The sequence below is a fragment of the Bradyrhizobium paxllaeri genome (genome assembly GCF_001693515.2).
GTDB lineage: Bacteria > Pseudomonadota > Alphaproteobacteria > Rhizobiales > Xanthobacteraceae > Bradyrhizobium > Bradyrhizobium paxllaeri.
In genome coordinates, this window is record NZ_CP042968.1 from 6,723,750 (window position 1) to 6,737,371 (window position 13,622).

Genomic DNA, 13,622 nt, shown 5'->3' on the forward strand with positions numbered 1-13,622 from the left:
GTTTTGCTGCGCGGAAGGAATGGCCCGGTCGGCTGCGGCAGCCGGGCCGGCCAATGCCCGCTTCCGAAGATAAGGGATCGTGCCGATGTCCGCCTGAAGTGCCGTTCGATTGCAATTGAGGACGGCGAGGCCGCGCACCCGTTCCGTCCTCGGAACTCATCGACCCGGCAAAGGCGCGGCGTCAAAACGCCTCCTCGACTCATCTCTGCGCATCGCTCGACGTGGCGCGCTCGCAACAGTCCAGAGAAGTGTTGACGCAAGCATTGCAGCTTTGCCGCATTGGCGCATAATTCACAGCGGGGCGGCGCAGCACTTTTCGATTCGGACATCGGCAGAAATCGAGCAACCACACCGGGGACTTCCCGCGTGATGGACGACGCATGCGGCAGCGCAAGCCGTGTGCCGCGCCCCCAATGAACAGCGGCCAGCACCGCTGGTGCAACCCTTGGGGAACGGCTCAATGACGACCTATCGTACAATCAGAATCGCACTTCTCTTCGCCATCGCCTGCGCGGCGACGGCGCTTTCCGCAGGCCCAAGCCTCGCCTTCTCATCGGAGGCGCAGCAGATGTGCACCGGCGACGCCATGCGGCTATGCGGCCATGAAGTCCCCAACGTCCCGAGAATCACCGCCTGCATGGCCAGGAATCGCGCGCATGTCAGCCCAGGCTGCCGCGCCGTGATGGACCGTGAAGCCGTCGCCCGCAGACGCGCCGCCGCCTCCGACTGAGACGGTCGCTGCGCTCGATCCCGAATGCAAACGGCCTCGGCAGAGCAATGCTGAGGCCGTTTTTTGTTGGACCATTACGTCAAGTCGCGCGGCGGCCGATTTCGATCAGCCCAGGCTTGAGAGCGCCTCTCACTCCCCCAGGTTACTCCCCCCACGTCGCGAACGCGTCGTTGAACGCACGCTCGCCGGGAGCACCCTTTTCGATCGCGATGATGGCGCGGCGCTGGTTGACGTAGACCAGCGGCACGTCGAACCAGGAGCGCTCCTTCAGGAGCTGCAGATTGCGGGCGCGGTCGGAATCGACGTTGGAGAGGCCGACTAGGAAGAAGCCGTCCGTGACCTTCACGGCGAGGCCTGCGAGCGGCGTGCCGCGCGCCTGCTCGTTGGACTTCATCAGAATGCCCGGCACGTTGCCGACGCCGCCGCCTGTAAAATCCTGCGGCAGGATGAAGGTCAGTTCCGCGGTGTGGCTCGCCGGCAGCGAGGAATCGGTGTTGCGGCGGAACGACATCGTCATCTTGAACTTGCGGTCCGGGATTTCGATGTCGGCGCGCACAGCGATATCAGGCTTCTGGTTGCCCGACGCCTTGATCGGTTCGGTGCGCCAGATCACCGAGCCGACATACTGCTTGCCCTTGGGATCGGAGGGGTCCTCGTCATAGAGCACGACGCGCTGCGCCACCGGCGCTACGTTCTCGCTCGACGACGGCTGGCCGACGCGATCGGGAATCTTCGGGCGCGACTGAGGCGCGGCCGGATCCTTCGGCGCTTCCACAACGGTCGTGGACTTGAACAGGCCGCTGACGGTCGAGACGACCTGTTTGCCCCACAGGATGCCGGCGCCGACCAGAATGAGCACGATGCCGACCGCAATCGCACTCTTGAACGGAAACGCCGCGCCGGTGCGGGCGGGCTTCTTGGGGGGCTCGCGATCCTGCGAGAGCCGCGGGCGTTCGCGCGACGGCGGCATCTGCGGCGGCGGCGCGTAGCGGTCGGCCTCCTGCTGCGATTCGTCGTACGAATAGGGCGCATCGGGATCGGCGCCGCGGTTTTCCATGCTCGGCTCAAGCCGGTCGAATTCGGGCGAGGGCGACGGCACGTTGGCATAGGTTTTCCGCGCGTTGCGGTTGGCTTGCGCCGCGGCGCGGCCGAGATCATCGGCGTCCGCTGCGATGTCGCGGAAACCGCGCATGCCCGGCGGCTGCGGCGGCATCGGCGGCGGGCTGCCATTATCTGGGCCGCGGCGGGGACCGCCGTTGCGCTCGCGAGGTGGCGGAGGCGGCAGGCCGGTATCCTGCATCGGAATCTGCGGGGGCTGCGGACGCGGTGCGCCGGGCGGCGGCACATCGGCGCGCAGATTGCGCGGCGGGCGCTGCTCGTCCTGACCAAGCGGCGGACGGGCCTCGCGGGCGGGCCCCGGCGGCCGCGGACGCGGCGTACCCGGCGGCGGCGGAGAAGAAGGCGCCCCTGCTTCCGGCGGGCGGGCATTGGCGCGGCGGAAGGCATCGCCGCCGCGCACAGCACCGCCACCGGCCGGCCGCGAGGCCTCGCGGGCGCGCTGGGCGGCTTCCGATTCGACCTTGCGCACGGCCTCTTCCAGCGACAGCCGCTCGCGCGTGATTTCGGATTCGGAGAGCGGCGGCTGAACGCTGCGCAACTGCGCGATCAGCGCGGTGCGGGCCCGCTCATAGAGCGCACGGCGGCTCTCGCCTGGAGCATTCGGATCCAGGCCGGCAATAGCGCGTGCGATCAGCGGGTAATAATCAGCCATTTCTCTTCAATACTGCAGACCCGGAAGTAACATCCCGTTAAGCCTCGAACGGGTTCTGTACCAAGATAGTATCCTCGCGTTCGGGGCTCGTGGAAAGCAACGCAATGGGACAACCCACGAGTTCCTCGACCCGGCGAACATATTTGATGGCCTGGGCTGGCAGATCCGCCCAAGAACGTGCATTGGCGGTCGGCTCCTTCCAGCCCTCGATGGTCTCGTAGACCGGCACCACCCGGGCCTGGGCGCCCTCGCCCGCCGGCAGGTGGTCGATTTCCTTGCCGTCCAGCATGTAGCCGGTGCAGACCTCGATGGTGTCGAAGCCGTCGAGGATATCGAGCTTGGTCAGCGCCAGACCGGTGATGCCGCAGGTGCGGACAGTCTGTCGCACCAGCGCGGCATCGAACCAGCCGCAGCGGCGCTTGCGCCCGGTGTTGACGCCGAATTCCTTGCCGCGACGGCCGATCTCCTCGCCGATCTCATTGTTCAATTCGGTCGGGAACGGCCCCTGACCGACGCGGGTCGTATAGGCCTTGCAGATGCCGAGCACATAGCCGACCGCGCCCGGGCCCATGCCGGTGCCGGTCGCCGCCTGCGCCGCCACCGTGTTGGACGAGGTGACGTAGGGATAGGTGCCGTGGTCGACGTCGAGCAGCGCGCCCTGCGCGCCCTCGAACAGGATGCGTTTGCCTTCGCGGCGCTTGATATCCAGCAGCCGCCACACCGTTTCAGCATAGGGCAGCAGTTTCGGCGCCATCTCGGTCAGATCTTTGAGAATGCCGGCGCCGTCGAACTCCTGGAGATTGAGGCCGCGGCGCAGCGCGTTGTGATGCGCCAGCAGCCGATCGATCTTGTGCGGCAACGCATCGAGATCGGCGAGGTCCATCAGGCGAATCGCACGGCGGCCGACCTTGTCCTCATAGGCCGGGCCGATGCCACGGCGGGTGGTGCCGATCGCAGTTCCCGTGTTGGACGATTCGCGCAAGGCATCGAGTTCGCGATGCAGCGGCAGGATCAGCGTGACGTTCTCGGCGATGCGCAGATTGTCCGGGCTGATGGCGACGCCCTGCCCCTTCAGTTTGGTGACCTCATCGAGGAAGGCCTGGGGATCGAACACCACGCCATTGCCGATCACCGCGAGCTTGCTTGGCCGCAGCACGCCGGAGGGCAGCAGCGCCAGCTTGTAGGTCTCGCCGTTGATGACGAGCGTATGGCCGGCATTGTGGCCGCCCTGGAAGCGCACGACGATATCGGCCTGCTCCGACAACCAGTCGACGATCTTGCCCTTCCCTTCGTCGCCCCACTGGGCGCCGACGACGACAACATTGGCCATTTCTAAGGTGTTCCCTGCAATTCTGGTGGTCCCAGCATGATCTCTCCGGAAAACCGGTATCGGATCATGCGCCCTTTAGTCTTGACGCGTTTTCTTCACGCGAACCGGTATCCACTTCGCTCGAAAACGCTATAGCTTGCCCAGCCAAAATCACGGCCGGGGCCGTTCGCACGCGGGGCACCCACCGGATAAAGGAAGCGGGTGCTCTAGGCAAGCAAGAAGGCGGTTTTAGGGGGCCCTTAGAACGGCTCCAACCCATTGATATCCCCGGAAAATTTGTGACTGCCCGGCGGCGAACGCATTAACATTGGGCAATGACGGAAAGGCCATGTCGAAAACCACCCGTGCAACGCAGGCTTTGGAAAAGCTCGGCGTCAAATTCACCCTCCATGCCTACGACTACGATCCGGACGCGGCGAGCATTGGCCTACAGGCGGCCGAGGCGCTCGGCGTCGACGCGGCGCGCGTGCTCAAGACGCTAATGGCCGAGGTCGACGGCAAGCCGGTCTGCGCGGTGGTGCCGTCGGATTGCGAGGTCAGCATGAAGAAACTCGCGAGCGCCTTTGGCGCCAAGGCGGCGAAGATGATGCGGCCGGCGGATGCCGAACGGCTGACCGGCTATCATGTCGGCGGCATCTCGCCGTTCGGGCAGAAGAAGCGCGTGCCGGTCGCTATCGAAGAGGCCGCGCTCGGCCATCCAAGCGTGTTTCTCAACGGCGGCCAGCGCGGCTTGCAGGTCGAGCTCGATCCCAACGACGCCGTGAAGGCTGCGGGCGCGATCGCGCGGGTGCTCGTGGCGTGAGCGGCCTCCGCGCTGGCCCATTGCGCGCCGGCCTATTGGGTGAGCTTCGGCTGCGCCTGTGCCCATAGCATCGCCTCGATGATGGCCGCGCGCAGTTTCGGGCGCTGCTCCTCATCGCATTCGATGAAGGCAAGAATGGAGTTGGCGCGTACGGCAAACTTGTGGCGCGTTTCGGCTTCGGCTTCTTCGGCCGGCATCGGCTTGTTCAAGGAATGACCCATCATCTAGAAATTCGACCTCACGGATAGAGGAAGCTGCCGACGTCGCAGTCGCCTTCAAAAGCCGTGGTCCCAACGATCGAAACGAACGCTCAATACAAATAACGCCAAATAACTCAGTGCATGCGACCCGGAAAACAAACACAGGTTGGGCTGTATGAATCAATCGTCCTTTGATTGCATATTCACCCGCCTGCTGGCAACCCCAAACAATGGGCAAACCGCCCTGCATGGTCGCGATGCATCCTGCACCGTTGATGAGCGCCACAAATCCGTGTCTGTGACAAGAGCCGGGCCACATTTCCGGCCCGGCGACGCCAGCCGGGCGGGCCGCGGCACCATGACCGGGGCACTATTCTCGAATGTCGGCTACCGAACATAGCTCGTCAGCGCCTTCAACAAACTGGCTCGCCAACCAGCCATACCTCCTGCTGAGCATCACCGCGCTGTGCTGGGCCGGCAACGCCATCGTCGGGCGGCTGGCTGCCGGCCACATCCCGCCGGTGACGCTTTCATTCCTGCGCTGGTCGTTCGCGTTCCTGATTATCCTGCCCTTTGCCTGGAAACATCTGGTGCGCGACTGGAACGCGATTCGCGGCCGGCTCGGCATCATGATCGTGCTCTCGATCACCGGCATCGGGGCGTTCAACACGCTGCAATACTGGGCGCTCGAACATACCCAGGCGCTGAACACGCTGCTGTTGCAATCGGCCGGGCCGCTGGTGGTGGCGGTGTGGTCGCTCATGCTGCTTGGGGTGCGGCTGACGCTGGCGCAAGCCGCCGGCGTTCTGTTGTCGATGGCCGGCGTGGTCATCATCCTGATGCATGGCGACCTCACCAAGCTTTCCAATATCGAGTTCAACCGCGGCGACCTGATCTTCCTAGTGGCGCTGGCGATTTTCGGACTTTATTCGGTGCTGTCGCTGAAGCGGCCGGCGATACATGGGCTGTCGTTCGTCGCCTTCACCTTCGGCGCCGGCGCGGCGTGCCTGATCCCGCTGTTCATCTGGGAATTGTTCGCGCGGCCGCTGATGCAGTTCAACACCGCGAACCTGCTCACCCTCGCCTATGTCGCGCTGTTTCCCTCGACGATCGCCTATCTCTGCTTCAATCGCGGTGTGCAACTGATCGGCGCCAACCGCGCAGCACCCTTCTTCCACGTGGTGCCGGTGTTCGGCACCATCATGTCGATTATCTTCCTCGGCGAGCACCCGCAGGCATTCCACTTCATCGGCTTTGCGCTGGTGCTGACCGGGGTGTTCGTGGCGTCGCGGAAGCCTCAAGACGCTTAAAGCGCGTACCGGAAACGGCTGATCTCCGATTTCCAAGCTCAGGTGGACGCCTGCAAATGGGCGGCCATCGCCCTGAAGCTAGGCGGCAAACGCCCGCACGATCACGAAGACAACTCCGATCGCGGTGAGGCCAAGCGAAACCGCAACCAGCGGCAACAGCACGTCAATGGCCGCATCCCTGGCGCGGAGCCGCGCGTCCCAGACCGCAAGATCGCCTTCGGTCCAGTCGCGGAACGAGGCCGGCTTCGGGTGCCCCTCATAGGGCATCTGAAACTTCCTCCAAACAAGGGACAGCGTCCAAGGCAGAGCGATCGCGACGACGAACAACACGGTCACGAACATCAACGATAGACTGACGTCGCTCGAGCGATCGAACAAGACCCAAGCCATCAGTGCGAACCACGCGATCAGGCCGACCGCCGCGCCGTAGATTCCGGGATGAAGCTGGTCGAACACAGGCTTGTTGTGGGCGATAAGTTCTCTGCTCATACATGCCTCCGCGGCCGTGAAACCGGAGTCGCCCACGGGACCAATCGCGGCGATACGCAGAGGTTTCATTAAATATCGTCCAGCTCGTGCGACGCTTCAGGAAACCGTCTGAACAGCACAATTTCCTCACGCGCGCGACGACAGAGCGGCCTGGCCCTGGTTGCGTGGCGAGGTCGGGTTTTGGCCCAATCCAGATGCCGGCAGACCGTCACGTTGTCTGTTTCTCAGGGAACGGCGGAATCGCCCCCGGCTCGGTACAACCGACCCATGAGCATACGTCCTTGTTCCGTGTGGTCGGGCGCGGTGACTTGGCGTCATAAATCCGATATCACTCGGACCGCTTCACTTGGGCATTTCGATGCGCGTACGCGCCAGCAACCTGATGATCGGCACCCTGACCCTGGCCCTGATCGGCGGGTCGCTTGGCGCATGGCTCGGCTATCAGAAGCTCGCCGGCGCCAAGCAGAAGGTGCCATTCCGCGTCGTCTTTGAAGGGTCGGCTTCCGGCCTGCGCAACGGCGGCAGCGTGAATTTCGCCGGCATCCGGGTCGGCGAAGTGGTGTCGCTGAAGCTCGACCATCCGCGCCGCGTGGTCGCGCTCGCCATGATCGACGGCAACACGCCGGTGAAGAGCGACACGCAGGTCGGCCTCGAATTCCAGGGCCTCACCGGAATCGCGGCAATCTCGTTCACCGGCGGCTCCGACGAGGCCGCGCCGCCCCCCAAGGGCGCGGACGGCATTCCCGAACTGACCGCCGATCGCGAAGGCACGCTCAATACCCAGGAAAAGATCCGCGTCGCGCTGCGCAACGTCGACCGTGTGATCGCCGACAACGAGGTGTCGATAAAGGATACCTTACGGAATTTCGAGACGTTCACTGCCTCGCTGTCAGGCGATGGCGCGAAGATCACGTCCATCATCGCGACCGCCGAATCCGGCGTCAACGCGGTCGACGGCGCACTGACAAAAACCAAGGATTTCCTCGGCGGCCTCGCCAGCGACAAGTATGGCGGCGAATTGCTGCCGACCGTGATCTCGATGCGCGAATTGATCGAAAGTTTTGACAAGAAGTCCATGACGCTGATCACCGACACGCGAAAAATGCTCGGCGAGGTCAGCCAGTCCATCAACAACAGCAAGTTCGGCAGCAGGCCCCCCGCCTCGCCCGCGAGATGATAAAACAAGAACGAAAAACAACGGAACGTCCGACGTGCTCGACAAATCCACAGCTATGACCACCCCGCCCGCAACCGTGACCCGCGCCGAGAGCACGGTGCCGCGCGCTTTGCAGAAATATCTCGCGCTCGACGATTTCGAGCGGACCGCGCAGCGGCGGATTCCGAAATTCCTTTACGGCTATATTTCCGGTGGCGCCGAGACCGACGCCGCGATGCGCGACAACCGGAAAGCCTTCGACGAATACGGCTTTGTGCCGCGCGTGCTCAACGACGTCTCGGGACGCGACCAAACCACCACGCTGTTCGGCAAGACCTATGCCTCGCCGTTCGGCATTCCGCCGATGGGCTCTTCGGCGCTAGCAGCCTATCGCGGCGACATCGTGCTGACACAGGCGGCCAAGTCTGAGAACGTGCCGATGATCCTGAGCGCCTCGTCGCTGATCACGCTGGAGGATGTGCGCGCCGCCAACCAGGCGGCGTGGTACCAGGCCTATCTTGCAGGGCTCCCCGAGCGGATCGAGCCGCTGGTCGATCGCGTGGCGGCGGCCGGCTACGACACCTTCGTCGTCACCGCCGACGTGCCGGTGCCGCCGAACCGCGAGAACAACATCCGCAACGGCTTTCAGGTGCCGCTCGCGATCACGCCGCGCGTGTTCTGGGACACGGTTACGCATCCGCACTGGCTGTTCGGCACCTGGGCGCGCACGCTGATGAATCACGGCATGCCGCATTTCGAGAACATGGACGCGCAGCGCGGCCCGCCGGTGCTGGCCAAGAACCTGATGCGCAATATCGGCGCCCGCGACCAGCTTGCCTGGAAGCATGTCGAGCTGATCCGCAAGCGATGGAAGGGCAAGCTCGTAGTCAAGGGCCTGGTCTCGCCGGCCGATGCGAAGATCGCGCGCGAGAGCGGCGTCGACGGCCTGATGCTGTCCAATCATGGCGGCCGCCAGCTCGACTACACGATGTCCGGCCTGCGCACACTGCCGGAGATCGCCACTGAGGCGAAGGGCATGACGATCATGGTCGACGGCGGCATCCGCCGCGGCACCGACGTGATCAAGGCGCTCGCGCTCGGCGCGCATTTCGTCTGGATCGGCCGTCCCTTTCTCTATGCCGCGATCGCCGGCGGCGAAGCCGGCGTGCAGCGCGCGATCGCGCTACTGAAAGCCGAGATCGACCGCGACCTCGCGCTGCTTGGCATCCGCAAGCTCAGCGAGATCACGCCGGATCTGGTGCGGAAGTTTTAGGGCCCTAACGCAAACCGAATGTTTGCAGGAACGACGGTCCCTGCGAGGGCGGTGCCTGGAACGCCGGCGCCTGGGCATTTTGCACGACCTGACCCTGTAGCTGTGCTCGGGCGTCTTGTACGGGGGGGTCCTGTACCCGTGCACTTCGCTCTCGCCGAAGCTTTTTTCGGGAATTGTGCACGGCCCGTATCTCTGCTCGCGCATTATGGACGGCGCGGGCGTTTCGGCGCCTTTGCACAGGCCGGGAAGCTGTCCGGGGACTATCCGTAACCTGTGCCAGGGAGTTTTGCACAGCCTGTGTCGGGGCAAGTTCGGCCTGTGCCTGCGCATCCCTCTCGTCCGCCCAAGCCTGGAATTGCCTAAACAGGGCTTCAGATACCGGCTCACTATTTTCTGCCCGACTCTGACCGGTTTCTGCCTGACTCTGACCGGCGGGTTCAGAGGCGACAGCCATTTCGTCGCGGGTTGGCGCGTCCGGTGCGGTCGGCGGCAAAGCTTGAGTGTCGGCGGTCGATTGAATTGTTGGCGTCGACTGATCGGTGTCAGGCTTGAGCGCCGGCTTGTCGATCAGCGAAGCCGTAACGCCTGCAAAAGAAGCCGTGACGTCTTCAAAGAGCGTCACTGGATTTCCCACCGATAGAACTGCGATACCGATAGCTGTCGCCGCTGCAACCCAGATACTCGCCTTGAGGACCAGCGACGAGACAGCAGCGGTGTCCCAGGCTTTCACGATACGCTGCGCCTCAAGTTCATCGGCGAGAAAGACAGGCAAAGGCTGACCCGGACTAAAACCGTCTTTCGTCGGCATTGGCTGATGCCCCCCTCTTGATGTCCTGGTTAGCAAGTACCCTCTGTCGAAGTCCAAAACGCGGAGGAATCTTGACTTCACTCGGGCCGGGGAACCCGCATTGTCGGTGGAACTCAAAACGATTTGCTGTCGGTGCTTGGTTTCGGGAACCGGCAAATGGATGAAGGTCATGAACGACGCCGACATTCCGCGCATTTGAAGGGTTTGCAAAGTCCTGCCGTGTCATCGCGAGGAGCAAAGCGACGAAGCTATCCATCTATCCGTCATGCCGCACGATGGATTGCTTCGCGGAGCCTGTCATCGGGCGCGCATTCGCGCGACCCGTTGGCTCGCGATGACGGATACTCCTAGCCAATCCAGAACTTGCTGTACGCCTCCTTGGTCGCGATGATCACGTGCTCGGCGCAGCCGTTGGTCCGATGCGGGTCGCAGCGTGTCTCGTAGTCCGCCGACGTCATCATGTCGATGAAGGCGGCAACGGTCGGATAGTACACCAGCGCCAGATAATCCCATTGGTTGCCAGCCTCCGCCCCTAGCGCGACCGCCTTGGCGTCTCCGGTCCAGAGCAGCGTGCCGCCGCGCGCCTTGATCATGGGAACGGTGAGCGCGCTGTACCGCAAGTAAGCGTCCCAGCCCGAACCGTCGCCGTCAAGCGAGCGTTCGCGGAAGCGCATCAGGTTCACCATCACGACCGGCGCGTTCTGATCGAACTCCCGCAGGCTCTTCACGTTCAACAAATCCACACTCATCGACGGCACCTCGCGGCATCAGGCAGTTCAGGACATTGTAGCATTGCATGCGCGGGACTTGTCGCGTGGCAGAAAATCCGGCCCTATCCCGGCTTGCGACCATGACCAAGCCCGCACCAGCGCCGCCGTCCTTTCGTCCCGTCCGGTGGCTGACCAACCAGCCTTATCTGCTGCTGACCCTGACCTCGCTGTTCTGGGCCGGCAACATCGTGCTCGCGCGCCATGTCGCCGGCCACGTGCCGCCACTGACGCTGTCGTGCGTCCGCTGGATCGGCACGTTTCTGATCCTGCTGCCGTTTGCCTGGCCGCATTTGAAGCAGGACTGGCCGGTGCTGCGGGCGCATCTGCCGATGATGCTGTTTCTGTCGCTGGTCGGATTCGCCTACAACAATGCGATCTCCTACTGGGCCCTGCAATATACCGAGGCGCTGAACGCGCTGCTGATCCAATCGGCCGGGCCGCTGTTCGTCGCGCTGTGGTCGCTGGCGCTGTTCGGCGTCCGCCTGACGGGAGCACAGCTTGCCGGCATCACCATCTCGCTCGCGGGCGTGCTGACCATCATCCTGCGCGGCGATTTCGGCGCGCTCGCCAATATCAGCTTCAACCGCGGCGACCTGATGTTTGCGAGCTCGCTGGTATCGTTCGGGCTGTATTCGGCACTGATCCCGCGCCGGCCGGTGACGCATGCGCTGTCGCTGATCTCGTTCACCACCTGCTGCGGCGCGCTGATGCTGGTGCCGTTCTCGATCTGGGAATTTTCCACCGGAGCGAAGCTCAAGTTCGACATGATCTCGATGGCGACGCTGGGCTACGCCGTGATCTTTCCCTCGACGCTGGCCTACCTGTTCTTCAACCGCGGGCTGGCGCTGATCGGCCCCAACCGCGCCGCACCGTTCTTCCACCTGGTGCCGGTGTTCGGCTCGGCAATGGCGATCCTCCTCCTCGGCGAGCAGTTGCGGTTATTCCACCTGGTGGGCTATGCGCTGGTGCTGGCCGGCGTCGTGATCGCCTCACGGCGCGCTTCGGCGAAGAAAGCCTAGCAGCCCCTGCGGCCTGGCGTCTTACCGGCTTCCACTTTGCCACACGGCAGGCTAGCTTGCCGGCCAATTCAACATAAGAACAAATGAGGAAACGACTTTATGTTTGCGTTATTGAAACGGTACCGGCACGTCGCCGCAGTGGCTCCCCTGATGCTGGCGATGATCGCCACGGCTGCCGCGCAGGCGCCCTATCCGAACCGCAACATCACGCTGGTGCTGCCGTTCGCCGCCGGCAGCGGCACCGACACTACGACGCGCATCATCTCGAAGGAGCTGGGCACCGCGCTCGGCACCGGCATGGTGATCGAGAACAAGGCGGGCGCCAACGGTTCGATCGCGGCGAGCTTTGTCGCGCGCTCGACGCCGGACGGCTACACGCTGTTCGTCACCACCAACACCTCGCATTCGGCCAATCCATATCTGCTGAAGAACATGACCTACGATCCGGTCAAGGATTTCACGCCGATCGCGCGCACCGGCGACCTGCCCTTCATGCTGGTGATCCACCCGGACATTCCCGCGAACTCCGTCGCCGAACTGATCGCGCTCGCCAAGAAGGAGCCGGGCAAATACACCTATGCCAGCGGCAGCTCGGCGGCGATCGTCGCGGGAGCGACCTTTGCCCGCCTCGCCGGCATCGACTTGTTGCACGTTCCCTACAAGAGCTCGCCGCCCGCGCTGACCGACCTGATCGCCGGCCGCGTCTCCATGATGTTCATCGACGTGCCGACCGGCCTGCCCCACGTCAACGCCAAGGCGCTGAAGTCGCTCGCCGTCACCACCAAGAAGCGCTCAGCACTGCTGCCCGATCTTCCGACCATGGACGATACGGTGAAGGGTTTCGACATCACCTCGTGGCAGGGCTATTTCGGACCGGCCAATATGCCGAAGGATATTGTCACGAAGCTGAACGCGGAGATCCGCAAGGTCGTCGAACGGCCCGACATCAAGGGCCAGCTTGCCGAACGCGGCATGGAGGCATTCTCCGGCACGCCGGAAGAATTTGACGCCTTCGTGAAGGAGCAGCTCAAGGTGTGGGAGAAGCTGATCACCGAAGCCGGGATCGAGAAGCAGTAAAGGGAGCGGGCCCCGGCCAACGGCCCCCCATCGTCCGCCTTGTGCGCAATTGCGCGCTGGGGCGGGACGATGGGATGCGCCGCATCTGTTGGGGTAGATCGTTGATCGCTTGGCTTACCGTTAGCCGGAAGTCACCTTCGTTGATTTCGTGAATCCGGAATCGATTGCTGGCTTCTTCTGCGCTCTCCGCTTTTTGGTTGCGGTCTCGAGTGACCGCAGCGGCTGCAGCTTCATGTTGAGGACGCTCTTCATCAAACTCTCGAGACGGTCCTGATATTCGCGCTCGCTAATACGATCTTTGTACTTCATCGCCTCATTCCCATTCCGTTACGCAACGCACTTCGCGACGATCATCCGAACCGAGAGACGCTGCACGGTCCCGTTGGGGCTGGCGAAAAACACGGAGCCGTGCGGGTCATCGTACTCACGGGTTAGGGGATCGGTGCGCAGGCGATCAGCCGGCGCTGCTTGTCAAAATTAGCGTCCGGTTCAAACGCGCAGCGCAAGGTCAGATGCACGATTTGCGACAGCGGCGCTGCCTGATTATCACGACGGCGCTGCTCTACCTGAAGTTCGCCGATGCGAGCGAACCTTCTTTGGTCGCATTGTCAATCGGAATGCAAAACTGCCACAAAAAAATAAAATCCCTCACGAAGTCAGATTGTTGGATTGTGATTTGATGTGGAAGGGCCTTGTGTTGCCTGATTACACCTGTGAACAGCCGGGAGAAGCGCGAACATCTTCGTACTCTCGTGCGGCTCATGTGCCCGCAAGCGGTCGTAATCGCTTTCCACGAATTTCCGCGCGTCAACTGCCGCGAGTTCAGCGGGCGTCGCTAGGCGGGCAAAGCGACTCGTCCGCCGTAGCTCAACGAGCGAAGGCGGAAG

General features: G+C 63.3%; 13 protein-coding genes. 7 read left to right on the forward strand and 6 right to left on the reverse strand.

All coding sequences use genetic code 11. The features are described from left to right. Positions 1-460 precede the first annotated feature (460 nt). Positions 461-730 (forward strand): hypothetical protein, encoded by a 270-nt coding sequence (locus LMTR21_RS32080; protein ID WP_065753350.1) that lies wholly within the window; start codon positions 461-463, stop codon positions 728-730. Positions 731-872: 142 nt separating this feature from the next. On the opposite strand, the gene LMTR21_RS32085 is transcribed toward LMTR21_RS32080, so the two are convergent. Then, a complete protein-coding gene (locus tag LMTR21_RS32085) occupies positions 873-2,501 on the reverse strand; it encodes a hypothetical protein (protein ID WP_148636032.1) in 1,629 nt (542 codons plus the stop codon). Between the two features lie 37 nt (positions 2,502-2,538). Further along, positions 2,539-3,831 carry an adenylosuccinate synthase gene (locus LMTR21_RS32090; protein WP_065753352.1) on the reverse strand — a complete coding sequence of 431 codons (1,293 nt, stop codon included), beginning with the start codon at positions 3,829-3,831 and terminating at the stop codon, positions 2,539-2,541. Between the two features lie 328 nt (positions 3,832-4,159). Here LMTR21_RS32090 and ybaK point away from each other — a divergent pair, with 328 nt between their 5' ends. Beyond that, entirely contained in the window at positions 4,160-4,633 is a 474-nt protein-coding gene (gene ybaK, locus LMTR21_RS32095) for a Cys-tRNA(Pro) deacylase (protein WP_065753584.1), read from the forward strand. Between the two features lie 32 nt (positions 4,634-4,665). Here ybaK and LMTR21_RS40400 read toward each other — a convergent pair whose 3' ends face one another. Continuing rightward, positions 4,666-4,842, reverse strand: a complete 177-nt coding sequence (locus LMTR21_RS40400) for a hypothetical protein (protein ID WP_210250541.1) — start codon at positions 4,840-4,842, stop codon at positions 4,666-4,668. A gap of 371 nt (positions 4,843-5,213) precedes the next feature. Here LMTR21_RS40400 and LMTR21_RS32100 point away from each other — a divergent pair, with 371 nt between their 5' ends. Continuing rightward, positions 5,214-6,143, forward strand: coding sequence for a DMT family transporter (locus tag LMTR21_RS32100; protein WP_065753354.1), 930 nt, complete (start codon positions 5,214-5,216; stop codon positions 6,141-6,143). A 78-nt stretch (positions 6,144-6,221) separates the two neighbouring features. On the opposite strand, the gene LMTR21_RS32105 is transcribed toward LMTR21_RS32100, so the two are convergent. Beyond that, positions 6,222-6,632, reverse strand: coding sequence for a hypothetical protein (locus LMTR21_RS32105; RefSeq protein WP_141688334.1), 411 nt, complete (start codon positions 6,630-6,632; stop codon positions 6,222-6,224). Between the two features lie 358 nt (positions 6,633-6,990). Between LMTR21_RS32105 and LMTR21_RS32110 the strand changes: the two genes are divergently transcribed. Together LMTR21_RS32110 and LMTR21_RS32115 are read left to right on the forward strand one after the other, a co-directional pair. Continuing rightward, a complete protein-coding gene (locus LMTR21_RS32110) occupies positions 6,991-7,809 on the forward strand; it encodes an MlaD family protein (RefSeq protein ID WP_065753585.1) in 819 nt (272 codons plus the stop codon). Between the two features lie 97 nt (positions 7,810-7,906). Then, positions 7,907-9,061 carry an alpha-hydroxy acid oxidase gene (locus LMTR21_RS32115; protein WP_084030649.1) on the forward strand — a complete coding sequence of 385 codons (1,155 nt, stop codon included), beginning with the start codon at positions 7,907-7,909 and terminating at the stop codon, positions 9,059-9,061. 4 nt (positions 9,062-9,065) lie between these two features. Here the strand turns inward: LMTR21_RS32115 and LMTR21_RS32120 are convergent, their stop codons facing one another. Further along, entirely contained in the window at positions 9,066-9,869 is an 804-nt protein-coding gene (locus LMTR21_RS32120; RefSeq protein WP_187399249.1) for a hypothetical protein, read from the reverse strand. Positions 9,870-10,216: 347 nt separating this feature from the next. Further along, positions 10,217-10,618: a DUF1330 domain-containing protein gene (locus LMTR21_RS32125; protein WP_065753358.1), complete on the reverse strand. Its 402-nt coding sequence runs from the start codon at positions 10,616-10,618 to the stop codon at positions 10,217-10,219. Positions 10,619-10,719: 101 nt separating this feature from the next. On the opposite strand from LMTR21_RS32125, the gene LMTR21_RS32130 reads away from it, so the two are divergent. Both LMTR21_RS32130 and LMTR21_RS32135 read left to right on the forward strand, forming a co-directional pair. Continuing rightward, positions 10,720-11,658 (forward strand): DMT family transporter, encoded by a 939-nt coding sequence (locus LMTR21_RS32130; protein ID WP_065753359.1) that lies wholly within the window; start codon positions 10,720-10,722, stop codon positions 11,656-11,658. Positions 11,659-11,757: 99 nt separating this feature from the next. Next, entirely contained in the window at positions 11,758-12,735 is a 978-nt protein-coding gene (locus LMTR21_RS32135; RefSeq protein ID WP_065753360.1) for a Bug family tripartite tricarboxylate transporter substrate binding protein, read from the forward strand. The last annotated feature ends 887 nt before the right edge of the window (positions 12,736-13,622 follow it).

Bases quoted from the DNA above. Each gene is read 5' to 3' on its own strand.
- LMTR21_RS32080 (WP_065753350.1), top strand. From the start codon at position 461: ATGACGACCTATCGTACAATCAGAATCGCACTTCTCTTCGCCATCGCC.
- LMTR21_RS32085 (WP_148636032.1), bottom strand. From the start codon at position 2,501: ATGGCTGATTATTACCCGCTGATCGCACGCGCTATTGCCGGCCTGGAT.
- LMTR21_RS32090 (WP_065753352.1), bottom strand. From the start codon at position 3,831: ATGGCCAATGTTGTCGTCGTCGGCGCCCAGTGGGGCGACGAAGGGAAG.
- ybaK (WP_065753584.1), top strand. From the start codon at position 4,160: ATGTCGAAAACCACCCGTGCAACGCAGGCTTTGGAAAAGCTCGGCGTC.
- LMTR21_RS32100 (WP_065753354.1), top strand. From the start codon at position 5,214: ATGTCGGCTACCGAACATAGCTCGTCAGCGCCTTCAACAAACTGGCTC.
- LMTR21_RS32105 (WP_141688334.1), bottom strand. From the start codon at position 6,632: ATGAGCAGAGAACTTATCGCCCACAACAAGCCTGTGTTCGACCAGCTT.
- LMTR21_RS32110 (WP_065753585.1), top strand. From the start codon at position 6,991: ATGCGCGTACGCGCCAGCAACCTGATGATCGGCACCCTGACCCTGGCC.
- LMTR21_RS32120 (WP_187399249.1), bottom strand. From the start codon at position 9,869: ATGCCGACGAAAGACGGTTTTAGTCCGGGTCAGCCTTTGCCTGTCTTT.
- LMTR21_RS32125 (WP_065753358.1), bottom strand. From the start codon at position 10,618: ATGAGTGTGGATTTGTTGAACGTGAAGAGCCTGCGGGAGTTCGATCAG.
- LMTR21_RS32130 (WP_065753359.1), top strand. From the start codon at position 10,720: ATGACCAAGCCCGCACCAGCGCCGCCGTCCTTTCGTCCCGTCCGGTGG.
- LMTR21_RS32135 (WP_065753360.1), top strand. From the start codon at position 11,758: ATGTTTGCGTTATTGAAACGGTACCGGCACGTCGCCGCAGTGGCTCCC.